The sequence below is a fragment of the Lentisalinibacter salinarum genome (assembly GCF_040706555.1).
Classification (GTDB): domain Bacteria; phylum Pseudomonadota; class Gammaproteobacteria; order Steroidobacterales; family Woeseiaceae; genus Lentisalinibacter; species Lentisalinibacter salinarum.
Genome location: NZ_JAPDRH010000003.1, coordinates 220860 through 246206, shown reverse-complemented (window position 1 = coordinate 246206; position 25347 = coordinate 220860). Strand labels below are relative to the sequence as shown.

Here is a 25347-nt window from a genome sequence, read left to right as displayed (position 1 = left end):
TCAGGGGCGCGTGGGTTCGTCGGTCGATCCGGCGCCCGGCTCCGGTCCCGACTCGGGTACCGATTCGGTGGGCGGCCCGGCGTCCGACTCCGGCCCCGACCCGGCCACGCGGGTGATCTCTTCCACGGGCTCGAGGGTATCCAGGTTTTTCCGCGTCTGCACGCCGAGTTCCCTGAACTTGCGGGCGCCGGGGAGCACGCTGCGTTCCAGCGAGCCGACGGCCGCGTTGAATGCGTTGACGCTGCCGGAGAGCTGGCGCCCCACCCGATTCAGGTGGCTGCCGAAAGTGGCGAGCCGATCGTAGAGCTCGACGGCCAGTCCGCGGATCTCCTCCGCGTTCTCGGCGAGCGCCAGCTGGCGCCAGCCGTAGGCGACGGCCTTCAGCAACGCGACGAAGCTGGTGGGCGTGGCCAGGATGATCTTCTGTCGCAGGGCCTCGTCCAGCAGGTCCGGATTCTGGTTCATCGCCGCCGAGAGGAACTGGTCGCCAGGGATGAACAGAATCACGAACTCCGGGCTGCGCGGAAACTGGGACCAATAGTGCTTGCTTGCCAGCTCGCGGATGCGTTCGCGGACCTTGCGCTCGTGGCGGGCGAGGGCGGCCGCACGCAGCTGGTCGTCGGTGGCTTCCACCGCCGCCAGGTAGGCATCGAGCGGTGTTTTCACGTCCACGACGAGTTCCCGGTCGTCCGGCATGCGGATGATCATGTCGGGACGTATGCGCTCGCCGGCGCCGCCGCCGGTCTCCTGCTCGACGAAATCACAGTGCTCGACCATGCCGGCCAGCTCGACGAGACGGCGCAGCGTGATCTCGCCCCACTGGCCGCGTACCTCGGGCCGGCGCAGGGCCTTCACGAGATTGCTGGTCTCGGCCTGCAGGGCCTGCTGGCTGGCCTGCATGGCCTCGAGCTGCGCGGTGATGCTGCCGTAGGCCTCCGAGCGGGCCTTCTCCAGATGGCCGATCTGGCGCTCCGTCTTCTCCAGCGCCTCGCGGATGGGTTTCACCAGGTTCTCGACGGCCTTCTCGCGCTCGGACAGCGCGTGCGTGGCCTGCTGCTGCTGGGCGCCGAGGTTCTGCTTGGCAAGGCGCAGGAACGCCTCGCTGTTCACCCGGAGGCTGCGGTGGGCCACGTCGCCGAAGGACTCCTGGAGACGGCTGGCGGCGAGCTCGAAGGCCGCTTCCCGTTCCGCCCGCAGCGCTTCCTGATCCTTCACGCGGCGTTCGGCGTCGTCGCGTTCCGCAGTCAGCCGGGCGAGGCGCCCGCGGACGAACAGCCAGAGCAGGAGCAGCCCGAGAGCCAGCGATACGGCAGAAGCGACGCCGGCCATCCACGCCGGAACCGGGACCTGCAGCCAGTCGCTCACCCGCGCGCTTCCTCCAGTATCGGCAGTAGCGCCACCGGATGCTCGATGACGAGGTCGGCCTGCCAGCCCCGGGCATCGTCCTCCGGCAGCAGATAGCCGTAAGCCGCGGCGATCGTGCGCATGCCGGCCGCGCGGCCGGCCTCCACGTCGCGCAGGTTATCGCCCACGTACACACAGTCTGCTGCAGGCACGGCGAGCGCGCGTGCCGCATGCAGGAGCGGCGCCGGATGCGGCTTGCGCTGGGGCAGTGCGTCGCCGCCGACGGTAATCCGGGATCGGGTGCCGAGTCCCAGGCCCTCGAGCAGCGCGTCCGTGAGCCCCTGGGGCTTGTTGGTCACGATGCCCCAGGGCAGGCCGACGGCCTCGATGGCGGCGAGTACCTCTTCCATCCCCTCGAACAGGCGCGAGCTGCGGTGGACGCGGTCGGCGTAGCGTTGCAGGTATTCCTCGTACAGCGCGCGACGCGTCTCTTCGTCCCGATCCGGGAAGGCGAGACGGATCAGGCCGGCGGCCCCGTTGGTGATGTTCGCGCGCGCGAGGTGGTATTCGGGCGGGCGTGTGTCGTACGCGCGGCAGAGTTCCGCCAGCGTATCGGTCATGTCCGGCGCGGTGTCGATGAGCGTGCCGTCCAGGTCGAACAGCCAGCCGGCGAAAGGCCTCGGCTCCGTCATCCGCCGGCGCCCCGCCTGCGGAAGTGGGCGATGTAGTTGACGTCAACGTCCTTCGTGATACTGAAGTGGCGCGTCAGCGGGTTGTAGCGCACGCCGGTCAGTTCCTCCAGGAGGAGGTCCGCCTGCCTCGCCCACGCCTCCAGTTCCGACGGTCGGATCAGCTTCTCGTACTCGTGAGTGCCGCGCGGCAGCAGGCGCAGCACGTACTCCGCGCCGACGATGGCGAGCGCGAAGGCTTTCGCCGTGCGGTTGATGGTGGAGAAGAACACATGGCCGCCCGGCCGCACAAGGCGGCTGCACGCGTCGATGACGCTGCCGGGCTCCGGTACGTGTTCGAGCATCTCCAGGCACGTGACGACGTCGTAGGCTTCCGGCCGTTCGCCCGCCAGGTCTTCGGCGCCGGTCTCCAGGTAATCCACGTCCACGCCGAATTCCCGGGCGTGGGTGCGTGCCACGGCGAGGGGGCCGGGCGCGAGGTCGATGCCGGTCACCTCGGCTCCGGCCGCCGCCATCGCCTCGCTGAGAATGCCGCCGCCGCAGCCGATGTCGAGTACCTTGCGGCCCGACAGCGGCGCCCGCTCATCGATGTAGCCGAGCCGCAGCGGGTTCATCTGGTGGATGGGTGCGAAGTCGCCGTCCGGATCCCACCACGTCTCGGCCATCGCCTCGAACTTGCGGATCTCGCCCTCATCGACGTTACCGCCGGTCTTCGCTTGCGGGTCATTCATGGTCGTAATTCCAGATTTTCTCTCTCCATTCTGCGGCCCGGCCGCTGATGTCGTCCAGGCGCAGGTGGCTGAGCCGTCCGCGCTTGACCAGCTGTCGCCCGGCCACCCAGACGTCGCTGACCTGCGAGGCCTCGGCGGCGTAGACGAGCTGGGAGACCGGCTCGTACACGGGCTGGGTGCGTGGCGCTGACAGGTCGACGGCGCAGACGTCCGCCCATTTGCCCGGTTCCAGGCTGCCGATGCTGTCGGCGAGGCCCAGCGCGGCGGCTCCGTTCAGCGTGGCCATGCGCAGGACGGTGTGGGCGGAGAGTGCGCTCGCATCGCCGGCGGCCGCCTTGCCGAGCAGGGCGGCGGTGCGCATCTCGCCCAGCATGTCCAGGTTGTTATTGCTGGCCGCGCCGTCGGTGCCGAGAGCGACGTTGATGCCGGCCTCGAGAAGGCGCGCGACGGGCGCGATGCCGCTGGCGAGCTTCAGGTTCGACTCCGGGCAATGGGCCACGGAGACGCCCGCGCCCGCGGCGAGCGCGATCTCCTCATCGGTGAGACAGGTCATGTGCACGGCCAGCAGCGAGCCGTTCACGAAGCCGAGGTGCCGGAGCCGCTCCAGCGGACGCATGCCGTTGGCCTCCTGCTCGGCGGCCACCTCGGCCGCGGTCTCGTGGACGTGCATGTGCACCGGCACGTCCAGCTGGTCGGCCAGCGCACGGAGCCTGCCGAGGCTGGCCTCGCTCACGGAGTAGGGCGCGTGGGGCGCGAAATGGGTGCTCACCAGCGGATGGGAGGCATAGCGGTCGTGCACCGCGACGCCCTTGGACAGGTACTCGCCGGCATCCTTTGCCCAGGGCGTCGGCGCGTCCACCAGGATCATGCCCACCGAGGCGCGCATCTGGGCCGCGGCCACGGTCTCGGCGACGATGTCGGGGAAGAAATACATGTCGTTGAAGCAGGTGGTGCCGCCCAACAGCATCTCGGCGATGGCCAGCCGGGTGCCGTCGCGGACGAATTCCGCGTCGATCCAGCGGCCCTCGGCCGGCCAGATGTGCTCGCGGAGCCAGACCTCCAGCGGCAGGTCGTCGGCCAGTCCCCGGAACAGCGACATGGCGGCGTGGGTGTGAGCATTCACCAGCCCGGGGATCACGAGATGGTCATCGAGATGGACCACGTCGGCGGCCGCGAAGCGGGCACTCGCCTGCGCCGCCGGCACCAGCGCGACGATCACGCCGTCACGGATGACCAGGGCATGGTGCTCCAGCACCGTGTCGGCCGGTGCCACGGGTGCCACCCAGCGGCACGAGATGATCAGGTCGCATTGCTCCATCTGTATGAAAATACTGACTTTATTGAGGGTGGATCTATGCCCGGGCCGGAGCCGGGAGCCTAGTATACAGGCCCGCCCTTCAGGGCCGTCGCTTACGGCGCCGCCGGGGCCCCTGCGGCTACGTACAAGTCCCGATTTATGCTAAAATTTTCGTCTGATCAGGGGCCAGAAAAAGGCGCAGAGGTAGGCTATACCGGCTCCCGCCGCAAGCACTGGCCGAGACCTGATTCCTGCAGCACGGATCGTCCGCCGGCACCCTGCAAGGGGAAGGCGATGGACCGGTTTTATGTGAGTAGCCATGAGTGACATCGCCCAGGAAATATTTTCGGTAAATCTCGAAGACGAGATGCGCCAGTCCTATCTCGATTACGCCATGAGCGTGATCGTGGGACGGGCGCTGCCCGACGTGCGCGACGGCCTGAAGCCGGTGCACCGGCGGGTCCTCTACGCGATGCGGGAACTGGGCAACGACTACAACAAGCCGTACAAGAAATCGGCCCGCGTCGTCGGTGACGTGATCGGTAAGTACCATCCCCACGGCGACAGCGCCGTGTACGACACCATCGTCCGCATGGCGCAGCCGTTCTCCATGCGCTACATGCTGGTGGACGGGCAGGGCAACTTCGGCTCGGTGGACGGCGACGCGCCTGCGGCCATGCGTTACACCGAGGTGCGCATGGCCCGGATCGCCCACGAACTGCTGGCCGACATCGACAAGCAGACGGTCGATTTCGTCGAGAACTACGACGGTTCCGAGAGCGAGCCCTCGGTGCTGCCCACGCGCATCCCGAACCTGCTCGTCAACGGCTCCTCCGGCATCGCGGTGGGCATGGCCACCAACATCCCGCCGCACAATCTGGGCGAGATCATCGATGCCTGCGTGGCGGTGATCGACGACCCGGACATCGACGTGGCCGGGCTCATGCAGCACGTGCCGGGGCCGGACTTCCCCACCGCCGGTATCATCAACGGCGCCCAGGGCATCTACAGCGCCTACAAGACGGGCCGGGGCCGGGTGCACATCCGCGCCCGCAGCCACATCGAAGAGATCGGCAAGGGCAGCCGCGAGGCCATCGTGATCACCGAGCTGCCGTACCAGGTCAACAAGGCCCGGCTGATCGAGAAGATCGCGGAGCTCGTCCGCGAGAAGAAGCTGGAGGGCATCAGCGAGCTGCGCGACGAGTCGGACAAGGACGGCATGCGGGTCGTGATCGAACTCAAGCGGGGCGAGGTGCACGAGGTCGTGCTGAACAACCTCTACAAGCACACGCCGCTGCAGAGCGTCTTCGGCATCAACATGGTGGCCCTGCACGAGGGTCAGCCGAAGCTGATGACGCTGAAGGGCATCCTGGAGGCGTTCGTCGCCCACCGCCGCGAGGTGGTCACCCGGCGCACGATCTACGATCTGGGCAAGGCCCGGGACCGTGCCCACCTCCTGGAAGGTCAGGCGGTGGCGCTGGCGAACATCGACGAGGTGATCGCACTGATCAAGGCCTCGCCGTCGCCCGCCGAAGCGAAGGCCGGGCTGGTCGCGGGACGCTGGGCGCCCGGCGCGGTCACGGGCATGCTGGAGCGGGCCGGCGATATCGATACCCGGCCCGATGCCGATCACGGCGCATTCGGTATCGTCGAGGAGGACGGGACGACCGTATACCGCCTGTCGGAGACCCAGGCCCAGGCCATCCTGGACCTGCGGCTGCATCGCCTGACCGGCCTCGAGCAAGAAAAGATAATCAACGAATACAAAGAGATACTGGATAAAATTAGACAGTATTCTCTTATCCTGGCGGACCCCGACCGGCTCCTCTCAGTGATCCGCGAGGAATTCCAGGCGGTGCGCGATCAGTTCGCCGACGAGCGGCGCACCGAGATCATGGAGGACCACTCCGACCTGACCATCGAGGACCTGATCCCCGAGGAGAACGTGGTGGTCACCCTGTCCCACGGCGGCTATGCCAAGGCGCAGCCGCTGGACTCGTATCAGGCGCAGCGCCGGGGCGGCAAGGGCCGGGCGGCCACGCGCATGAAGGACGAGGACTTCATCGACAACCTGTTCGTCGCCAACACCCACGACACGCTGTTGTGCTTCTCGAGCCGGGGCAAGGCGTACTGGCTGAAGGTCTATCAGCTGCCGCAGGCCGGCCGCGGCGCGCGGGGCAAGCCGATCGTGAATCTCCTGCCGCTGGAGCAGGAAGAGCGCATCAATGCTGTGCTGCCGGTACGCGACTTCGAGGCGGGCAAATTCGTCTTCTTCGCCACCAGTCAGGGCACGGTCAAGAAGACGCCGCTGGATGCGTTCTCGCGGCCGCGCTCCAACGGCATCATCGCCATCGATCTGCGCGCGGGCGACCACCTCGTAGACGTGGCCCTCACCGACGGCGACAGCGACATCATGCTGTTCGCGAGCAGCGGCAAGGCCATCCGTTTCAGCGAGGCGGATGTTCGGGCGATGGGCCGCGGTGCGGCCGGCGTTCGCGGTATTCGCCTGGCGGAGCACCACGAGGTGATCGCGCTAATCATCCTCTCGGAGGGGCTCATCCTCACGGCCACGGAGCACGGCTACGGCAAACGCAGCGAAGCCGACGAATTCTCCGTCCAGGGCCGCGGCGGCCAGGGGCTCATCGCCATCCAGACATCCGAGCGCAACGGACGCATGGTGGGCGCGCTGCAGGTGTCCGACGACGACGAGATCATGCTGATCAGCAACGCCGGTACCCTGGTGCGCACGCCGGTCGCCGATATCTCGATCCTCGGTCGCAACACCCAGGGCGTACGGCTCATCCGCCTGGGTGACGACGAGGCGCTCGTGGGCCTGGAACGCATCGAAGCCCTGGCGGAGGAAGAGGACGAGTGACGGGCCGCCCGCACCGGCGGCGCCTCGCCGGAGACGCCCCATGGCAGTGGCAATGACGACGGTAGGCGCGCGGGTCCATAACTTCAGTGCCGGTCCCGCAGCGCTGCCCCTGGCGGTGCTGGAGCGCGCGCGGGAGGAGCTGACCGACTTCGCCGACACCGGGATGTCCGTGATGGAGCTCAGCCATCGCGGCGCCGCGTTCCGGGAGGTCGCGGAGCGCTCGGATGCGGCGCTGCGCCGGCTGCTCGACGTGCCCGACAACTATCGCGTGCTGTTCCTGCAGGGCGGTGCCACGCTGCAGTTCGCGATGGCGCCGCTGAATCTCGCCACGCCGGAGGCCACGGCGGACTACGTGGTGACCGGCAACTGGGGCCGCAAGGCCGTGGCCGAGGCGCGACGGTTCTGCCGCGTGAACGTCGCCGCGGACGAGGCGGGCTCGAGCTATACCCGCGTGCCCGCCGCCTCCGAATGGCAGGTGAGCGAGGACGCCGCCTACCTCCATTACACGCCCAACGAAACCATCGGCGGCGTCGAGTTCCACTGTATACCCGAGACTGGTGACGTGCCGCTGGTGGCGGACATGTCCTCCAATATCCTCTCGCGCCCGCTCGACGTCGGCCGCTTCGGCCTCATCTATGCCGGCGCTCAGAAGAACATCGGTCCGGCCGGGCTGACGCTGGTCATCGTCCGCGACGACCTGCTGGAGACGGCCCGGGACGACGTGCCGAGCATGCTCCGCTACGCCGTGCACGCCGAGGCCGGCTCCATGAGCAACACGCCGCCCACGTTCGCCTGGTACATGGCGGGTCTGGTCTTCGACTGGCTGCTGGAGCAGGGCGGGCTCGAGGCCATCGGCGCCGCGAACGCCCGCAAGGCGGAGACCCTTTATCAGGCCATCGACGGATCCGACTTCTACGCAAACCCGGTCGAGCCCGGCTCCCGCTCGCGCATGAACGTCCCGTTCACGCTGGCCGACCCGGCCCTCGATGCGACCTTCCTGGCCGAGGCCGAGGCCGCCGGACTGGCCAATCTCAAAGGCCATCGCTCGGTAGGCGGCATGCGTGCGAGCCTCTACAACGCCATGCCCCAGGCGGGGGTCGATGCGCTGGTGGCCTTCATGGCGGAGTTCGAGCGGACCCGCGCCTGAGATGTCCCGTGCCGAGCCAGCCGTTAGACTTGCCGCCTGATAACAGGAAATCCCCGATGAATGAGCGCAAACCGGAACCGGATCTCACCGAGATCCGGCAACGCATCGACGAGATCGACGAGCAGATCCAGGCCCTGATCAGCGCCCGTGCCGAGCAGGCGAAACGGGTGGGCGAGAGCAAGGGCGAGCTCGCCCGCTCGATCGACTACTTCCGGCCCGAGCGGGAGGCGGAGGTGCTGCGCGGCGTGCTCGCGCGCAACGAGGGTCCGCTAAGCGACGAGGAGATGGTGCGTCTGTTCCGGGAGATCATGTCGGCCTGCCTCGCCCAGCAGGAACCGCTGAAAATCGGCTTCCTCGGCCCGGAGGGCACGTTCACCCAGTCGGCGGTCAGCAAGCACTTCGGGCATTCGGTGCGGGCGCTGCCGCTCGCCACCATCGAGGAGGTCTTCCACGAGGTGGAGGCCGGCCATGCCGATTTCGGCGTGGTCCCCATCGAGAACTCCACCGAGGGCACGGTGAACCACACCCTGGACATGTTCCTGATCTCGCCGCTGAAGATCTGCGGCGAGATCGAGCTGCGCATCCGCCAGCATCTGCTCGGCAACCTGCCGTCGCTGGACAAGGTGGAGCGTATCTGCGCCCACCAGCAGTCCCTGGCGCAGTGCCGGGTCTGGCTGCGTGAGTACCTGCCCCAGGCCGAACTGATACCGGTCACGAGCAACGCGGCCGGCGCGCGCCGGGCCCGCGACGAGGCGGGCACGGCGGCCATTGCGGGCGAGGCCGCCGCCGAGGTATACGGCCTGGACGTCATGGTCGCGGACATCGAGGACCGGCCCGACAACACCACGCGCTTCCTGGTGATCGGCAGGGATCTCCTGACGCCCAGCGGCGACGACAAGACATCGGTGCTGGTGTCGGCCAGCGATACGGTGGGCGCCGGCGTGCTGCACACCCTGCTGGCGCCGTTCTCGAAGCACGGCATCAGCATGACCCGCATCGAATCGCGGCCGTCCCGGCGCAAGAAGTGGGACTACGTGTTCTTCATCGACCTGGAAGGCCACGCGGACGAGCCGCCGCTCTCCGACGCGCTGGCGGAGCTGGAGCAGGGTACGTCGCTGTTCCGCGTGCTGGGGGCCTACCCGAAGGCCGTGCTGTGAGCGTCAGGGCTTTCCGCACGGTGCCCGGCGGTTTGCCGTCGGGCGAGATCAGGGTGCCGGGGGACAAGTCGATCTCTCACCGCTCGCTGATGCTGGGGGCCATCGCCGAGGGCGACACGCGGGTCACCGGCTTCCTGGAAGGCGAGGACTGCCTTGCCACACTCGGTGCGCTCGAGGCCATGGGCGTGGCGGTGGAGCGTGAACCGAACGGCGCACTGCGGGTGCGCGGCGTAGGCGCCGACGGCCTCGCCGCGCCGACCGCGCCCCTCGATCTCGGCAATTCGGGCACGGCCATGCGCCTGTTCTGCGGCCTGCTGGGCGGTCAGCCGTTCCGCTCGGTGCTGACCGGCGATGCCTCGCTGCTGAAACGGCCGATGGGCCGGGTCATCGACCCGCTGACGCTGATGGGCGTGGACATCGACAGCGAATCCGGTCGTCCGCCGCTGGTGATCCGGGGCCGGCGCCCGCTGGACGCCATCGATTACCTGCTGCCGGTGGCGAGCGCCCAGGTGAAGTCGGCGATCCTGCTCGCGGGCCTGTACGCTCGCGGCGCCACCCGGGTGACGGAGCCGGAGGTGACCCGCGACCACACCGAGCGGATGCTGACCGCCATGGGGGCGCGGCTGCATCGCAGCGGCAACGCGATCCTGCTGGAGGGTCCGTCCACGCTGCAGGGCATCGAGATCCCCGTGCCGGGCGACCTGTCCTCGGCCGCGTTCTTCCTCGTGGCCGGCGTGCTGGCGGCCGACGATGGCCTTGTCATCCGCAGCGTCGGCGTGAATCCGACCCGGACCGGCGTGATCGGCATCCTCCGCGAGATGGGGGCGGAGATCGAGATCGCGGACGAGCGGCTGGCCGGCGGCGAGCCCGTGGCGGATATCACGGTGCGCCGCTCGGCGCTGCGGGGGATCGACGTCGATCCGGAGTTCGTGCCACTGGCCATCGACGAGTTCCCGGTGCTGTTCGTCGCGGCTGCCTGCGCCGAGGGCGAGACCCTGTTCCGCGGCATCGGCGAGCTGCGGGTGAAGGAGAGCGACCGCATTGCCGCAATGGCCGAGGGGCTGCGACGGCTCGGGGTCGAAGTGGAGGAAACCGTGGACTCGGCGCGCATCCGCGGCGTCGGACGGCTGGCGGGCGGCCGGGTCGACAGCCACGGCGATCACCGCATCGCCATGGCCTTCGCCGTGGCGGGGCTCGCGGCGGACGCGCCCATCGAGATCGACGACGTGGCCAACGTAGCCACGTCGTTCCCGGGCTTCCCGGAGACCTGCCGCCAGGCGGGCTTCGACCTGGAGACGCTGGTGTGAGCCGGGTGCCCGTCATCGCCATCGACGGGCCGAGCGGATCCGGGAAGGGGACGATCGCCCGGCGGGTGGCCGCCGCGCTGGGATTCCACCTGCTGGACAGCGGAGCGCTTTACCGCCTGACCGCGCTGGCAGCCGCACGCCGGGGTATCGACGCGGAGGACGTACCCGGCGTGGTGCGGGCCGCACGGGAGATGCAGGTGTCTTTCCGCGCCGGCGACGGGGCCGAAGGAGTCTGGCTGGACGGTGAAGAAGTGGGCGATGAGCTGCGCACCGAGGAGTGCGGCCGGCTGGCCTCCCGGATCGCCGCAGTGCCCGAGGTGCGCGAGGCGCTGAAGGCCCGGCAGCGGGACTTCCGCGAGTCGCCCGGCCTGGTCGCGGACGGCCGTGACATGGGCACCGCGATCTTCCCCGGGGCCGACCTGAAAATCTTCCTGACGGCCAGCGCCGACGAGAGGGCTCGGAGGCGTTATAAGCAGTTGAAAGACAAGGGTATTGGTGTTACGCTAGCCGGCCTTGCCTCCGATATCGCGGAGCGTGACCGCAGAGATACCGAGCGATCGGTGGCGCCGCTGGTCCCGGCCGAGGACGCCATCGTGATCGATTCCACCTCACTGGGCATCGAGCAGGTGACGGAAAAGGTGCTCGGTCTGGCAGCGGAAAGGCTCGGCGACGAGCAGGCAGGGTAGTGCAGGTCGGACAGGGTAGTCCGGCTTTTATTTTGTGTGGACCGTCGGTCGCAGGAAGCGGCAGGCGTGTATTTTCAACGAGGGCTGCCTGCGGGCGGCATGGTTTCCAAATCAATGTCTGAATCATTTGCTGAGCTCTTCGAAGAGAGCATCGCCAGTCAACAGATCAAACCTGGCTCCATCCTGAACGGCATGGTCGTTTCCGTTAACGAAGACGTGGTCATCGTCAACGCCGGCCTGAAATCCGAAGCGGTCATCCCGGCCGAACAGTTCCAGAACGAGAACGGCGAAGTCGACGTACAGGTCGGCGACACCGTCGAGGTGGCGCTGGACGCCGTCGAGGACGGATTCGGCGAGACGCGCCTGTCCCGCGAGAAGGCCATCCGGGCCCGGACCTGGACGCACCTGGAAGACGCGTTCGAGAAAGGCGAGATCGTCAACGGCGTCATCAACGGCCGCGTCAAGGGCGGCTTCACGGTCGAGATCGACAATGTGCGGGCATTCCTGCCCGGCTCGCTGGTCGACGTGCGGCCGGTGCGTGACCCGTCCTACCTCGAGGGCAAGGTCCTCGAATTCAAGGTCATCAAGCTCGACCAGCGCAGGAACAACGTGGTGGTTTCGCGCCGCGCGGTGGTCGAGGAAGAGTACAGCGCCGAGCGCGAGGCGCTGCTGGAGAGCCTGCAGGAAGGCCATGTGGTCAAGGGTATCGTGAAGAACCTGACGGACTACGGCGCTTTCGTGGATCTCGGCGGCATCGACGGCCTGCTGCACATCACCGACATGGCGTGGAAGCGGGTTAAGCACCCCTCCGAGATCGTCAACGTCGGCGACGAGATCGAGGTGAAGATCCTGAAGTTCGACCGCGAGCGCCAGCGTGTCTCCCTCGGCATCAAGCAGCTGGGCGCCGACCCGTGGCAGAACATCAGCCGGCGCTATCCGCCGACCACGCGTATCTTCGGACGCGTCACGAACATCGCCGACTACGGCTGCTTCGTGGAGATCGAGGATGGCGTGGAAGGCTTGGTGCACGTCTCCGAAATGGACTGGACGAACAAGAACGTCAATCCGTCGCGCGTCGTGCAGGTCGGCGACGAGGTGGAGGTGATGGTGCTCGACATCGACGAGGACCGCCGCCGCATCTCGCTCGGCATCAAGCAGTGCAAGCCGAACCCGTGGGCCGAGTTCGCCGCCAATTACAACCGGGGCGACAAGGTCAGCGGACAGATCAAGTCCATCACAGACTTCGGCATCTTCATCGGCCTGGAAGGCGATATCGACGGGCTCGTGCATCTGTCCGACATCTCCTGGGACGAGTCCGGCGAGGACATGGTGCGCAACTACCGCAAGGGTCAGGAAGTGGAAGCCATGGTGCTGGCCATCGACCCTGAGCGCGAGCGGATATCCCTCGGCATCAAGCAGCTCGATCAGGATCCGTTCTCGTCCTGGCTGGCGCAGAACCCGAAGGGCAGCATCGTCAAGGGCACGGTCACGGAAGTGGATGCCCGCGGAGCCGAGGTGGATCTCGGCGGCGGCATCACCGGCTACCTGCGCGCCTCGGAGCTGGCGCGCGGCCGGGTGGAAGACGCCCGCACCGTGCTGAAGGTCGGCGAAGAGGTGGAGGCCAAGTTCACGGCGGTGGATCGCAAGAACCGCAGCGTGCAACTCTCCATCAAGGCCAAGGAGGCCCACGAGGAGCAGGAAGCCGTCGAGAGCTACAAGTCGGAGTCCGGCGGCAGCGCCTCGGGCACAACGCTGGGCGAGCTGCTGAAGGAGCAGATCTCCGGCAATTCCGACTGACAGGGGACCGGAGGCGCCCGGGCGGGAGCACCGCCCGGGCGCTTGCGGACGGCGGGGAGCCGCGCGGCTGCGCGGGCGGAAGAAAGCGAACGCACCTATGACGAAGTCTGAACTGATCGAGATAATCGCCAGGAAGCAGAAGCATCTGCCCGCGAAGGACGTCGAGCTCGCGGTCAAGCATCTGCTCGAGATCATGAGCGATGCGCTGGCCCGCGGCGACCGCATCGAGATCCGCGGCTTCGGCAGCTTCTCCCTGCACTACCGGCCCCCACGCATGGGGCGCAATCCGAAGACCGGCGAGGCCGTCGCCCTCTCCGGCAAGCATGTCCCCCATTTCAAGCCGGGCAAGGACCTGCGCGAGCGGGTCAACGAGAGCCGACACCTCCCGATCAAGAACTGATCGGCCCGCAGCGGGCTTACCAATCCGCAGCCATCTGCACTAGACTCGTGAGGGGGGCGCTCCGCTGAACCCCGCTGCTGATTCAGGTGCCGGTATGCTGCGCAAGATCGCGACCATCGTCCTCGTCATCGCCCTGCTCGTGGCGATCATCGTCTTCACCTGGCTGAATACCGAGGAGGTGAGCCTCGATCTGGCCTTCACGACGGTCCAGACCCAGATCGCGGTCGCATTCACCATCACCTTCGCCCTCGGGTGGCTGTTCGGCCTGTTCTGTGCCGGCTTCTTCGTACTGAGATCGGTGGCCGAGCGCCGGCGGCTGCGCAAGAATCTGGCCGCCGCGGAACAGGAAGTGAGCAAGCTGCGCAGCCTGCCGCTGCAAGATGCTGCCGAGTAACCAGGCATTTCTACTCGCCGGATTATTTCTGCTGATCGCGGCGGCCGGATGGCTGTTCGGCCGTTTCGGCGAGAGCAGCCGTGAGGGGGAAGAGAATGGCGGCAATCTCAGCAGCGACTACCTGAAGGGCCTCAATTTCCTGCTGAACGAGCAGACCGATCAGGCACTTGACCTGTTCCTGAAGGTCGTCCGCGTCGACGACGACACCCTGGAGACTCACTTCGCCCTGGGCAGCCTGTTCCGCCGGCGCGGCGAGGTGGACCGGGCGATCCGTATCCACCAGAACATCATCGCCCGGCCGAATCTCTCGACGGAGCAACGCGACGAGGCGATGAACGCGCTCGCCCGCGACTACCTGCGCGCAGGCCTGCTGGATCGGGCCGAGAAGATGTTCGAGACGCTGACGGACAAGCCGGTGTATCGGGAGGACGCGTTGCTCGCGCTCTGCGGCATCTATGAGCAGGAACACGAATGGGAGAAGGCGATCGAGGCCGGCGAGCGGCTGGAAGACAGCCGCGGCTCCATGAGCCGGCGCGTGCCTCACTACTACTGCGAACTGGCCGAACAGGCCATGGAAAGGGGGGAATGGCAGCGGGCCCGGAAACTGCTGCGCAAGGCCCGTAACCGGCGCCGGCCCACCGTGCGCGGAGCCCTCGACCGCGCTCACATCGCGCGCGAGCAGGGGGACGCCCGTACGGCCCTGCGGCTCTATCGGCGCACGCTGGAGGAACACCCGGACTTTCTGGTGGAGATCCTGCCGCGCATGGCGGATCTGCTGGCCAGCAACGGCAGACTCGACGAACTGCAGCAGGAGATCGAGGCGCTGATCCGGCGCGATGCCGACTACCGTAACGCCATCGCCTACAGCGCCATCCTGCACGACCTGCGCGGGCCCGTCATCGACGATTGCGTGGAGCACTACATTCTCACGGAGCCGACGTTGGCGGCCTTCGTGTCCGGCCAGGAACTTGCGACTGCTGGCAGCGAGCCCCGCCGCGAGGCCCTCGCGCGGATTCGCGAAGGGCTCGCCCTGCTGGCCCGGCGCTCTCCGCGTTACCGCTGCAAGGAATGCGGCTTCTCCAGCATGCAGCTGCTCTGGCAGTGCCCGAGCTGCAAGGCCTGGGAGACGCAGAGGCCGGCCGAGAAGGTCCGCTTCGATTCCCTGCTGCGCCAGGGCGAAATCTCCGGCTCGCCCGCCTAATCTCCACGCTTCGACGAGAATGTGGGCCGGCTGCCGCCGGGCCGGCCCGGCATGATCTTCCGGTATGCGGGCGCAGAGTCGGTGCCCGCGAAACCGTAACCGGAGGAACAATGCAATGACGAGGAAAACCCCATGGATCACGGCGCTGCTCGCGGGCCTGCTGGCGCCGCTGGCCGCCGTCTCGGGCCCGGTGAACGTCAATACGGCGGACGCCGAGACCATCGCGGCCGAGCTGGACGGCATCGGTATGGCCCGCGCCCGCGCCATCGTGGCCTACCGGCAGGCGAACGGCCCGTTCCGCAGCGTCGACGACCTGCTGGCGGTGAAGGGTGTGGGAGAGCGCATCCTGGCGGCCAACAGGGACAATATCCGCCTGGCAGCCGCTGAGAAATCGGCCGACTAGGCCGGGCCGCTCGCGCCGCGGTCCCCGCCGGCTCCGGCGGGGACCGCATGGTCAACCTCCGGGGCTGTCGCTAAACTGGTCGCGTCAGCCAGAATAGGAGCGCGACATTGAGCAAACCGGTAAGGACCGCCGTCTTCCCCGTCGCCGGCAGGGGAACCCGTTTCCTGCCTGCCACCAAGGCCAGCCCGAAGGAGATGCTGCCGGTCGTCGACAAGCCGCTGATCCAGTATGCGGTGGAAGAGGCGATCGCGGCGGGCGCCACCAAGCTGGTATTCGTCACCGGCAGCACGAAGCGGGCGATCGAGGACCACTTCGACGTCGATCCGGAACTGGAACGCGCGCTCGCCGAATCCGGCAAGGAACGCCTGCTGGATTCGGTGCGCAACACCCTGCCGGCAGGTGTGGATTGCGTATTCATCCGCCAGGGCATCCCTCTCGGCCTGGGCCACGCCGTGCTCTGTGCCCGGCCTGCGGTGGGCAACGAGCCGTTCTTCGTGCACCTGGCCGACGACCTGATCGACGCCGAGGTACCTTGTCTCAAGCAGATGGCGGCCGAGTACGCCGATCACGACGGTAGTGTTCTGGCCGTGCAGGAGGTCCCCCGGGACAAGACCTCCAGCTACGGCATCGTGGCGGTGGAAGAGGATGCGCCGGGGCGTCAGCGGATCCGCCAGATGGTGGAGAAGCCTGCGCCCGAGGACGCGCCGTCGACGCTGGCCGTGGTGGGCCGCTACCTGCTGGACCCGGTCGTCTTCGACAAGCTGGAGAAGACGGAGCGGGGCGCCGGCGGCGAGATCCAGCTGACCGACGCCATCGCCGCCATGCTGGATACCCATCCTGTCTACGCCTACACCTTCGAAGGCACACGATACGACTGCGGCAGCAAACTCGGCTACCTGCAGGCGACGGTGGAACTGGCCCTGAAGCATCCGACGCTGGGCGAGCCGTTCCGGGAGTATCTTCGGAGCCGCGGGAGATGAAGGAGCGCCGGCTGGCAAATCTTGCCGTCGGGCCTGCACTGGCGAGTGTCCTGCTCTTGCTGTGTGCGGCGGCCGCGCCGGCGCAGAGCTGGTCCACCGCCGACCTCAGGCGGTGCGTGGCGGTGGAGGACGACACCGAGCGGCTGGCCTGTTTCGATCGTCTCGCGGCGGAGAAGCTGTCCGAGGCCGCGGCCGGGGAAGAGGGCGCCCGCCGCTATTCGACGCTCATGCAAGGCCGCGGCCACAGGCATGACAATAGGCCCGACGACTACCATGCGCGCTTTCGGGACATCCGGATCGTGGCCTTCGTCCACGAGCATCGTCGCGGGCGGGACTGGCGGCGCTACGTGAGTGACGATGGCCGCTACTGGCGGCTGCGGGACGACCAACCGGACGGAGAGCGGGATTTGCCCTTCGAGGCGGAGGTGATCCCGGACCCGGAGGCGGAAGGCGGCTATTTGTTGCGGCCGCAAGGAGACGGAGAGCCGATACGAGTACTGGAAGAACGCGAGATTAGGTCATCAGAGTCTGATTAAATTCAGGCGTTTAAGTAGTAATTCTCGATAGTTTCGAGAATAATTCATGGCGCTCGATCGCCGTTCCGAGGATCGATTCGACCTGCCTGAAGAACGGGGCCCCGGGCATCGCGGCCTGAATCCCGCCGGCCCAGGGTGGCCGGCGCGTCCGACTGTAGCTGTATGATGAGACGCAGTCGCAGCAAAGGAGCAGTACCCTGGGAACCGCCGAGACCTCCCCATCGAGTTTTCTGACCGAGACCCTGAGCGGGGTCTATCAAGCCGTGGCGGCCAACCTGCCATCGCTAGTTGCCGCATTGCTGGTGGTCATCGCCGGCTGGTTCCTCGCCCGACTGGCGCGCCGGGGCGCCCGTCGCTCCGCCGAGTTCGCCAATCGCCTGCTCGAACGGGCCCTCCGTCGGGGCTCCGCCGCCGGCGTGCGCATCTCACTCGCTTTCACGACGGTAACCGGCGAGATCGCTTTCTGGCTGGTATTGATTCTGGCACTGGTGCTCGCGGCCGGCGTGGTCGGCATCGGTTCCATCGGGCAGTGGCTGAATCAGCTCGTCGTCCATCTGCCGAGCGTGATCATCGGGGCCTCGATACTGGTGGTCGGCTATTTTGCCAGCGTCTATCTGCGCGAATTCGTCGCCTCCTCCGCCGAGGCGGCCGAGCTGCGCACCGCCGGACTGCTCGGTCGGCTGGCTCAGCTGGCCGTTCTCGCCATCGCGCTCATCATCGGCCTGGATCAGGCTGGCATAGAGGTGGCGATACTGCTGATCGCCTTCGTCATTATCCTGGGCGGCGCCGTATTCGGCGTGGTGGCCTCTTTCGCAGCGGGTTCCGGCACTTTCGTCTCCAATCTCATCGCCGCCCGCAACGCCCGTCACGTGCTCCTGCCCGGCATGCGGTTGCGGGTCGACGATGTCGAGGGCGAACTGCTCGAGATCTCCCGCACGCACGTAGCCGTCGAGACGGATGAGGGGCGAGTGCTGCTGCCGGCCCACCGGCTGGAGACAGGCCGAGTGCTCATCCTGACCGCGGCGCCAGAGCGCGGCGCGGATCGTGAAGAGGTGGGCCGGGACGGTGGCTAGGGATAAGGCCAGAAAGATGGCGAAAACACCGCGCTCTCTGATCCTGTCGTTCATCGACCGCCAGCCCGACACGGCGGCGCGAGCACTGACCGCGATGGAGCCGGCGAAGGCGCGAGCCCTGCTGGCGGATATCCCGGCCCGTTTCGCCAGCCGCGTAATCTCGCGTATGGGTCCGTCGGTCGCGTGCGAGCGCCTGACGGGCATGCCGGCAGATACCGCAGCCGCCGTGCTGCGGGGCCTGGCCTATCAGAACGCGGCGGGACTCCTGCGACTGATGCCCGCCGATCTCAGGGAGGCGGTCCTCGGGGAGCTGCCGAGGGCGGTGCGCCGCGATCTGCGAGCCACCCTCGACTTTCCGGCCGATACCGTGGGGGCACACATGACGCCCGCGATACTGACCCAGGGTGCGGATCAGACGGTGGCAGACGCGCGGGAGCTGGTGCGTCAGGCCACGCGTGCGGAAACCGGCTGCGTGATCGTAGTCGACGACCAGCGGCGCCTGTCCGGCCTCGTCGATCCGGTCCTGCTCCTGCGCTACAGCGGGCGCACGCCGCTCGGCGAGATCATGGACCGCCGCATCGCGCCGCTGTCCGCAAGAGCGCGCGTTGCGGCCATCCGGCCGCTGGAGGCCTGGGACCGCTATCTCAGCCTGCCGGTCGTCAGTCGGCAGGACCACGTCATCGGCACGATCTCGCGCAGTGCACTGCGTGAGGCGCTGGCGGTCGGATCCGCCGCTGCGGGCCGTCCCGACGATGCCTTGCCGGTCGCGCTGGCGGATGCCTTCGTGGGTTTCCTCGGCGGGCTCCTGCAGTTCGCCGAAGGCGGGTCTGCCGGGTCCGACACCGGGAGACGGGCGTGACGAGCAACGATCTCGCGATTGCCGAGGACCTGATGACGCGGCGCTATCTGCGTGACTTCCCCGTAGAGGCGGCGCGCCGTATCGAGGAACTGGAACCGGCGGAAGTGCTTGATGCCGTCTCTCGCCAGTCGGCGGCCACCCTCGCGCCGGTATTCGCATTCCTGATGCCCGATAGCGCGGCCCGGCTCCTGACGGCACTGCCGGACGGACTCGGCGATCGCATCCTGGAGGAGCTGCAACCGGCACAGACGCTACGGATCATGGCTTCCCTGCCGCAGGACGACCGGGCCCGTCGCCAGGCACGGCTGGAGCCCGCCGTGCGCGCCGAGCTGGAACGTCTCGGCTCCTACCCGCCCGATACCGCAGGCCGGGTGATGAATCCGGGCGTCGGCGCATACCCGCGGGATCTGACGGTCGGCCAGCTGCTGCGCGCGCTCGGCGAGTCCGGCATGCTGACGGCGCGGTCGCTGTTCCTCGTGGACGGCACCGGCCGCCTGAGCGGGCGGGCACCGCTGAAAGACGTCGCCCTGGCGAGCCGGGATCTGCCGCTCTCGGCGCTCGAGCTGCCGGTCAGTATGACCGTGCACCCGATGGACTCCATGGAAACCGTGACGCACGCTTTCGAGGGCTACCGAATCCTCGATCTGCCGGTGGTCGACGGCGAAGGCATATTCCTCGGCGCGGTGACGCACGACGACCTCGCCCGGGCCGTCCAGGAGGACGCGTCTATCGACATCCAGACCATGGTGGGTGCCGGCCGTGCCGAGAAAGCGCTGTCCACCCCCATGTTCACCGTTCGGCGGCGCATGCCCTGGCTGCAGATCAACCTGCTGACCGCTTTCCTGGCGGCCGCCGTGGTCGGGCTGTTCGAGGCCACCATCGCCCAGGTCACGGCGCTGGCGGTCCTGTTGCCGGTGGTCGCCGGTCAGTCCGGTAACGCCGGCGCCCAGGCTCTCGCCGTGACGATGCGCGGACTGGCACTGCGCGAGATCAGCGTGCGCCAGTGGCTGCGGGTGGTACGCAAGGAAGTCATCGTCGGCCTGGTGAACGGCATCGGTATCGCCATCACCTGTGGACTCGGCGTGTGGTTCTGGAGTCAGTCGGCCGGGCTCGTGGCCGTGATCTTCTCCTCGATGATCCTGGCTATGGTGGCCGCCGGCTTCGCGGGCGCGCTGATACCCATCCTCCTGACCCGGCTCGGTCAGGACCCGGCCACCTCGTCCTCCATTGTTCTCACCACCGTCACCGATATCGCGGGCTTCTTCTCTTTCCTCGGTATCGCGACGCTGATGATACAGTTTCTCTGACAGGGCGTACGCGTTCGGCCACGAAAAAGCCCGCACGGTGGCGGGCTTTCGAGGACATCTCCGGTACTACCAGGGATTCCGGAATGTGGCTCCCCGGGCCGGACTCGAACCAGCGACCAATTGATTAACAGTCAACCGCTCTACCAACTGAGCTACCGGGGAATGGCAGGATGCCGCGGCGTGGCGCAGCAGGCGCAGAATTCTGGGGGAGGCGGCAACCCAAGTCAAGTGACCGCGTTGCGCCCGCCGAGGGCCGATTCGAGCCGTCCTAGGGCATCCCGCAGCGTCTCCAGGCCGCAGGCGTACGACAGCCTGAAGTGTCCCGGGGTGCCGAACGCGGACCCGGGCACGACGGCGACGCCGGCCTCGTTCAGCAGCATCTGGCAGAGGTCGGTATCGTCGGCCAGACCCAGGCGGGCGATGGCCTCCCGGGCGTCGGCGAAGGCGTAGAACGTACCCTCGCCGGGCCGGCAGGCGACGCCGTCGATGGCGTTCAGGGCATCCACCACGAAGTCGTGCCGTTGCCGGAACGCCCGGTTCATTTCGGCGACGCAGGACTGGTCACCGGTCAGGGCGGCCAGCGCGGCGTACTGGGAGACCGTACAGGCGTTCGAGGTGCTCTGGCTCTGGATCTTCTTCATGGCACCTATGAGCGTCGCCGGCCCGGCCGCGTAACCGATCCGCCAGCCGGTCATGGCGTAGCACTTGGACACGCCGTTTATGGTCAAGACGCGCTCGAGCAGCGCCGGGCAGGCCGCGGCGAACGAGGTGAACGGCTCGTCCGCCCACCAGATGTGCTCGTAGATCTCGTCCGTGGCCACGACGATGTCCGGGTGGCCGGCGAGCACCTCGCCCAGCGCGGCCAGCTCCCCACCACCGTAGCCGGCGCCGCTGGGGTTACCCGGGCTGTTCAGGATCACGAGGCGGGTGCGGGGCGTGATGGCGGCCTCCAGCTGCTCCGGCCGCATGCGGAAGCCGCTCTCCAGATCGGTCTCCACGATGGCCGGCTCGCCGGCCGCGAGACGCACCATGTCCGGATAGGAGACCCAGTAGGGCGCCTGAATGACGGCTTCGTCGCCCGGGTCCAGCACCGCCTGGCAGACGTTGTAGCAGATCTGCTTGGCGCCGCCGGAGACGATGACGCGGTCCGCTGCGTACTCCAGCCCGTTGTCGCGGCGGAACTTCTCCGCGACGGCTTCCCGCAGTTCCGCGATGCCGTCCACCGCGGTGTAGCGGGTACGGCCGGCGCGGATCGCCTCGATGGCCGCCTCGCGGATGTGCTCCGGCGTATCGAAATCGGGCTCGCCGGCGCCGAGGCCGATGACGTCCCTGCCGGCGGCACGCAGTTCGGCGGCGAGGGCGGTAACGGCCATGGTGGGCGAGGGACGCACGCGGCTCAGCCGGCTCGAAACTGTTAGACTCAAGTGTTTGCCTCCGGGCGGGATTCTCCGCCGAATGTTACTGGAACACGGTCAGGCCCCCAACCGGGACGGCGACCCTGGCGCTGATACTCACGGCTTTCCGTACTCGAGCGATGACCGAAAGACGCTTCACACTGGCTTCGAACTACGAACCCGCCGGCGACCAGCCGGAGGCGATACGCTCTCTCGTGGAGGGAGTGCGGGACGGGCTCGCCCGCCAGATCCTGCTCGGTGTCACCGGCTCCGGCAAGACATTCACGATCGCCAACGTGGTGGAGCAGGTGCAGCGCCCGACCATAGTCCTCGCCCCGAACAAGACGCTGGCGGCCCAGCTCTACGGCGAGTTCCGCGAGTTCTTCCCCAATAACGCGGTGGAGTACTTCGTCTCCTACTACGACTACTACCAGCCCGAGGCGTACGTGCCCGCGTCGGATACCTACATCGAGAAGGATGCCTCCATCAACGACCACATCGAGCAGATGCGGCTGTCGGCGACCAAGGCGCTGATCGAGCGGCCGGATGCGATCATCGTCGCCACGGTATCCGCCATCTACGGCCTGGGCGATCCGGAGGCGTACTTCAGCATGGTGCTGCACCTGGTGCGGGGCGACAGGCTCGACCAGCGCACCATCCTGCGCAAGCTGGCGGAGATGCAGTACAAGCGCAACGACATGGAGCTTTCCCAGGGTACCTACCGCGTGCGCGGGGACCTGATCGACGTCTTCCCGGCGGAGTCCGAGCGCGAGGCGGTGCGCATCGAGCTGTTCGACGACGAGATCGAGTCGCTGGCCTGGTTCGACCCGCTCACCGGGGAGGTCACGGCCCGGGTGCCGCGGCTGACGGTTTACCCGAAGACCCATTACGTGACGCCGCGGGAGCGGCTGCTGGCCGCCATCGACGACATCAAGCTGGAGCTGAAGGAGCGGCTCGCCGTGCTGCGGGACAACGGCAAGCTGCTGGAGGCGCAGCGTCTTGAGCAGCGCACCCGGTTCGACCTGGAGATGATCGCCGAGCTCGGCTACTGCCAGGGCATCGAGAACTACTCCCGCTACCTCTCCGGGCGGGCGCCGGGCGAACCGCCGCCGTGCCTGTTCGACTATCTGCCGCCGGACGCGATGCTGGTGGTCGACGAGAGTCACGTCACCATCCCCCAGCTCGGCGGCATGTACAAGGGGGACCGATCACGCAAGGAGACCTTGGTCGAGTACGGTTTCCGATTGCCGTCGGCGCTGGACAACCGCCCGCTGCGCTTCGACGAATTCGAGGCGCTGGCGCCCCAGACCGTCTACGTGTCGGCGACCCCGGGGCGCTACGAACACGAGCATGCGGACGCGGTGGTCGAGCAGGTGGTCCGACCGACGGGGCTGGTCGACCCCGGCGTCGAGGTGCGACCGGTGCGCGCCCAGGTAGACGACGTGCTCTCCGAGATCCGGGAGCGCGTGGAGCTGGACGAACGGGTGCTGATCACGACGCTGACCAAACGCATGGCGGAGGACCTCACGGAATACCTGGCAGAGCACTCGGTGCGGGTGCGCTACCTGCACTCCGACATCGATACCGTCGAGCGCACGGAGATCATCCGCGACCTGCGCCTCGGCGAGTTCGACGTCCTCGTGGGCATCAACCTGCTGCGCGAGGGCCTGGACATGCCCGAGGTCTCCCTGGTGGCGATCCTGGATGCGGACAAGGAGGGATTCCTGCGTTCCGAGGGGTCGCTGATCCAGACCATCGGCCGGGCTGCCCGGAATCTCCACGGCAAGGCCATCCTCTACGCGGACCGGATCACCGGCTCCATGCAGAGGGCGCTGGACGAGACCGAGCGCCGCCGGTCGAAGCAGGAGGCCTTCAACGCGGAGCACGGGATATCCCCCCAGACCATCCGCAAGCAGGTGGCGGACATCATGGAGGGCGCGCGCTCGGCGCCGGGCCGCGGACGCGGCCGCCGGCGGGTGGCGGAGGATCACCCGGAGTGGGAAGGCATGAGCGAGGACGAGCTGCTGCGCAAGGCGAATCGGCTGGAGCAGCAGATGTACCGCCATGCCCGGGACCTGGAGTTCGAGCAGGCGGCGAAGCTGCGGGACGAAATCGAGCGCATACGCCGCGTCGGGCTCGGGCTGGAGGACGTCGCCGCAGGCTGATCCGCTTGCCTGCATCAGTGACAATCCGGTATCGTTGCGCACCCCTGCGAGGGGGAGGCGGGCGATTAGCTCAGGGGTAGAGCGCCACGTTGACATCGTGGAGGTCGGTGGTTCGATCCCACCATCGCCCACCAGTCGCATCCCGGCGGGTGCTTCCGGAGACGGCCAACAGACTGTTGCGGCGAGCAAAATTGCGTCGCTGCGGGCTTGTCTCCGGGCGGGGCCGGCGATAAAATTCCGGAATCTGCGAACGGTATACGGGCGATGGCGAGAGCGCCCGTGTCCGTGTTCGACACGGGCCGTGGGCACGCGCTTACCCCGGTCGGCCTCGATGGGCCGGCGGAACGGGTCGCGAGCCGCGGCCGTTGTTTATTGGAGGAACTTCGTATCGCTGCAGCAAAACGCGTCCGACGCAACGACGAGATCGATGCGTCGACGGTCAGAGTCATCGGAGCCGACGGGGACCAGGTCGGCGTACTGCCACTGTCCGAAGCACTCGAGCTTTCATCCGGTCAGAGCATGGATCTGGTGGAAGTGTCGCCGAACGCCGATCCGCCCGTGTGCCGGATCATGGATTACGGCAAGTACGTCTTCGAACAGAACAAGAAGGCGCAGACCGCCAAGCGCAAGCAGAAGCAGGTCCACGTCAAGGAAGTCAAGTTCCGGCCGAATACGGACGAGGGTGACTACCAGGTGAAACTGAGGAACCTCACGAGGTTCCTCACGAGTGGCGACAAAACGAAGGTGACGCTGAGATTCCGGGGCCGGGAGATGGCCCATCAGGAACTCGGCGCCAAACTGCTCGCGAGAGTTCGCGACGATCTCGAGGAGCTTGCCACCGTGGAGCAGATGCCGCAGATGGAAGGGCGGCAGATGGTCATGGTGCTTGCCCCGAGAAAGAAGTAGGAGGGCCTTCAGGCCCGACATAAAGAGAAGTGGCGAGGACACCCGCGGGTGCCGAGCCCGCCTGATCCGGCAAATGACCGGTACCGGGCCAGACAAAACGGAGACGACAATGTCGAAGATGAAGACCAACCGGGGCGCCGCCAAGCGCTTCCGCCGCACGGGCAAGGGTGGCTACAAGCGTTCCCAGTCCCACCTCAACCACATCCTGACGAAGAAGAGCACCAAGCGTAAGCGCCATCTTCGTCACACACTTCAGGTAGCCGACGCCGACGTACCGGCCGTGCGTCGCATGCTGCCTTACAGCTGAGGAGGGCAGGACCATGGCACGAGTGAAACGAGGCGTCATCGCCCGCGGTCGGCACAAGAAAGTACTCGACAAGGCGAAGGGCTATTACGGCGCCCGGCGCAAGACGTATCGGGTGGCGAAGCAGGCGGTCATCAAGGCCGGTCAGTACGCCTACCGTGACCGCCGCAACCGCAAGCGCGAGTTCCGCGCGCTCTGGATCACCCGCATCAATGCGGCCGCGCGGGCGAACGGCCTGTCGTACAGCCGCCTGATGAACGGCCTCAAGAAGGCCGAGATCGAGATCGACCGCAAGGTTCTCGCGGACATAGCGGTGCACGACCCGGAGGGCTTCGCCGCCATCGCCGAGCAGGCCAGGGCCAGCCTCTCCGCCTGACCGGGGCGGGGACCCCGCA

Annotated in this window: 24 protein-coding genes and 2 tRNA genes; 20 read left to right on the top strand and 6 right to left on the bottom strand. The window is 67.4% G+C overall.

Annotated elements, in window-relative coordinates; translation table 11 throughout:
* From rmuC to ACJMKZ_RS11640, 4 genes are read right to left on the bottom strand one after another with little or no spacing between them, the layout of a single operon-like run.
* Entirely contained in the window at window positions 1-1365 is a 1365-nt protein-coding gene (gene rmuC, locus ACJMKZ_RS11655; RefSeq protein WP_405233387.1) for a DNA recombination protein RmuC, read from the bottom strand.
* Window positions 1362-2036 (bottom strand): HAD-IA family hydrolase, encoded by a 675-nt coding sequence (locus ACJMKZ_RS11650; protein ID WP_405233386.1) that lies wholly within the window; start codon window positions 2034-2036, stop codon window positions 1362-1364. The genes rmuC and ACJMKZ_RS11650 overlap by 4 nt, the downstream gene beginning before the upstream one ends.
* On the bottom strand, window positions 2033-2764 hold the full coding sequence (gene ubiG, locus ACJMKZ_RS11645) for a bifunctional 2-polyprenyl-6-hydroxyphenol methylase/3-demethylubiquinol 3-O-methyltransferase UbiG (RefSeq protein ID WP_405233385.1): 732 nt from the start codon (window positions 2762-2764) through the stop codon (window positions 2033-2035). The genes ACJMKZ_RS11650 and ubiG overlap by 4 nt, the downstream gene beginning before the upstream one ends.
* Window positions 2757-4082, bottom strand: coding sequence for a TRZ/ATZ family hydrolase (locus ACJMKZ_RS11640; RefSeq protein WP_405233384.1), 1326 nt, complete (start codon window positions 4080-4082; stop codon window positions 2757-2759). Before ACJMKZ_RS11640 ends, ubiG begins: the two co-directional genes overlap by 8 nt.
* Window positions 4083-4380: 298 nt before the next feature.
* Between ACJMKZ_RS11640 and gyrA the strand changes: the two genes are divergently transcribed.
* From gyrA to ACJMKZ_RS11565, 15 genes are all read left to right on the top strand, one after another.
* Window positions 4381-6936: a DNA gyrase subunit A gene (gene gyrA / locus ACJMKZ_RS11635; RefSeq protein ID WP_405233383.1), complete on the top strand. Its 2556-nt coding sequence runs from the start codon at window positions 4381-4383 to the stop codon at window positions 6934-6936.
* Window positions 6937-6976: 40 nt separating this feature from the next.
* Window positions 6977-8083, top strand: a complete 1107-nt coding sequence (serC, locus tag ACJMKZ_RS11630; protein ID WP_405233382.1) for a 3-phosphoserine/phosphohydroxythreonine transaminase — start codon at window positions 6977-6979, stop codon at window positions 8081-8083.
* 56 nt (window positions 8084-8139) lie between these two features.
* Complete coding sequence (gene pheA, locus ACJMKZ_RS11625) at window positions 8140-9240, top strand: prephenate dehydratase (RefSeq protein WP_405233381.1); 1101 nt, start codon at window positions 8140-8142, stop codon at window positions 9238-9240.
* Window positions 9237-10547, top strand: a complete 1311-nt coding sequence (gene aroA / locus ACJMKZ_RS11620; protein ID WP_405233380.1) for a 3-phosphoshikimate 1-carboxyvinyltransferase — start codon at window positions 9237-9239, stop codon at window positions 10545-10547. Before pheA ends, aroA begins: the two co-directional genes overlap by 4 nt.
* Window positions 10544-11233, top strand: a complete 690-nt coding sequence (gene cmk / locus ACJMKZ_RS11615) for a (d)CMP kinase (RefSeq protein ID WP_405233379.1) — start codon at window positions 10544-10546, stop codon at window positions 11231-11233. Before aroA ends, cmk begins: the two co-directional genes overlap by 4 nt.
* A gap of 114 nt (window positions 11234-11347) precedes the next feature.
* Complete coding sequence (rpsA, locus tag ACJMKZ_RS11610; protein WP_405233378.1) at window positions 11348-13030, top strand: 30S ribosomal protein S1; 1683 nt, start codon at window positions 11348-11350, stop codon at window positions 13028-13030.
* Between the two features lie 67 nt (window positions 13031-13097).
* Window positions 13098-13430: an integration host factor subunit beta gene (locus tag ACJMKZ_RS11605; RefSeq protein ID WP_405220778.1), complete on the top strand. Its 333-nt coding sequence runs from the start codon at window positions 13098-13100 to the stop codon at window positions 13428-13430.
* Between the two features lie 94 nt (window positions 13431-13524).
* Window positions 13525-13824, top strand: coding sequence for a lipopolysaccharide assembly protein LapA domain-containing protein (locus tag ACJMKZ_RS11600; RefSeq protein ID WP_405233377.1), 300 nt, complete (start codon window positions 13525-13527; stop codon window positions 13822-13824).
* Entirely contained in the window at window positions 13811-15025 is a 1215-nt protein-coding gene (gene lapB / locus ACJMKZ_RS11595) for a lipopolysaccharide assembly protein LapB (RefSeq protein WP_405233376.1), read from the top strand. Before ACJMKZ_RS11600 ends, lapB begins: the two co-directional genes overlap by 14 nt.
* A 115-nt stretch (window positions 15026-15140) precedes the next feature.
* Window positions 15141-15428 carry a ComEA family DNA-binding protein gene (locus tag ACJMKZ_RS11590; RefSeq protein WP_405233375.1) on the top strand — a complete coding sequence of 96 codons (288 nt, stop codon included), beginning with the start codon at window positions 15141-15143 and terminating at the stop codon, window positions 15426-15428.
* 107 nt (window positions 15429-15535) lie between these two features.
* Window positions 15536-16408: a UTP--glucose-1-phosphate uridylyltransferase GalU gene (gene galU, locus ACJMKZ_RS11585; protein WP_405233374.1), complete on the top strand. Its 873-nt coding sequence runs from the start codon at window positions 15536-15538 to the stop codon at window positions 16406-16408.
* On the top strand, window positions 16405-16944 hold the full coding sequence (locus ACJMKZ_RS11580; protein ID WP_405233373.1) for a hypothetical protein: 540 nt from the start codon (window positions 16405-16407) through the stop codon (window positions 16942-16944). Before galU ends, ACJMKZ_RS11580 begins: the two co-directional genes overlap by 4 nt.
* A gap of 263 nt (window positions 16945-17207) precedes the next feature.
* Window positions 17208-18017 (top strand): mechanosensitive ion channel family protein, encoded by an 810-nt coding sequence (locus ACJMKZ_RS11575; protein WP_405233372.1) that lies wholly within the window; start codon window positions 17208-17210, stop codon window positions 18015-18017.
* Between the two features lie 16 nt (window positions 18018-18033).
* Window positions 18034-18876 (top strand): magnesium transporter MgtE N-terminal domain-containing protein, encoded by an 843-nt coding sequence (locus ACJMKZ_RS11570; protein ID WP_405233371.1) that lies wholly within the window; start codon window positions 18034-18036, stop codon window positions 18874-18876.
* Entirely contained in the window at window positions 18873-20183 is a 1311-nt protein-coding gene (locus ACJMKZ_RS11565) for a magnesium transporter (protein ID WP_405233370.1), read from the top strand. The genes ACJMKZ_RS11570 and ACJMKZ_RS11565 overlap by 4 nt, the downstream gene beginning before the upstream one ends.
* 86 nt (window positions 20184-20269) lie before the next feature.
* On the opposite strand, the gene ACJMKZ_RS11560 is transcribed toward ACJMKZ_RS11565, so the two are convergent.
* Window positions 20270-20345, bottom strand: a tRNA-Asn gene (locus tag ACJMKZ_RS11560).
* Window positions 20346-20407: 62 nt separating this feature from the next.
* On the bottom strand, window positions 20408-21607 hold the full coding sequence (locus ACJMKZ_RS11555; RefSeq protein WP_405233369.1) for a pyridoxal phosphate-dependent aminotransferase: 1200 nt from the start codon (window positions 21605-21607) through the stop codon (window positions 20408-20410).
* 110 nt (window positions 21608-21717) lie between these two features.
* Between ACJMKZ_RS11555 and uvrB the strand changes: the two genes are divergently transcribed.
* The 5 genes from uvrB to rplT all read left to right on the top strand — a co-directional run bounded on the left by uvrB (window position 21718) and on the right by rplT (window position 25328).
* On the top strand, window positions 21718-23742 hold the full coding sequence (gene uvrB / locus ACJMKZ_RS11550; protein WP_405233368.1) for an excinuclease ABC subunit UvrB: 2025 nt from the start codon (window positions 21718-21720) through the stop codon (window positions 23740-23742).
* Between the two features lie 59 nt (window positions 23743-23801).
* Window positions 23802-23876: transfer RNA gene (locus ACJMKZ_RS11545), tRNA-Val, on the top strand.
* 238 nt (window positions 23877-24114) lie between these two features.
* The gene (gene infC, locus ACJMKZ_RS11540) at window positions 24115-24648 is read left to right on the top strand and encodes a translation initiation factor IF-3 (RefSeq protein ID WP_405234153.1); all 534 of its coding nucleotides are present in this window, start codon (window positions 24115-24117) and stop codon (window positions 24646-24648) included.
* A 109-nt stretch (window positions 24649-24757) separates the two neighbouring features.
* A complete protein-coding gene (gene rpmI, locus ACJMKZ_RS11535) occupies window positions 24758-24955 on the top strand; it encodes a 50S ribosomal protein L35 (RefSeq protein WP_405220692.1) in 198 nt (65 codons plus the stop codon).
* A gap of 13 nt (window positions 24956-24968) precedes the next feature.
* The gene (gene rplT, locus ACJMKZ_RS11530; protein ID WP_405220690.1) at window positions 24969-25328 is read left to right on the top strand and encodes a 50S ribosomal protein L20; all 360 of its coding nucleotides are present in this window, start codon (window positions 24969-24971) and stop codon (window positions 25326-25328) included.
* The last annotated feature ends 19 nt before the right edge of the window (window positions 25329-25347 follow it).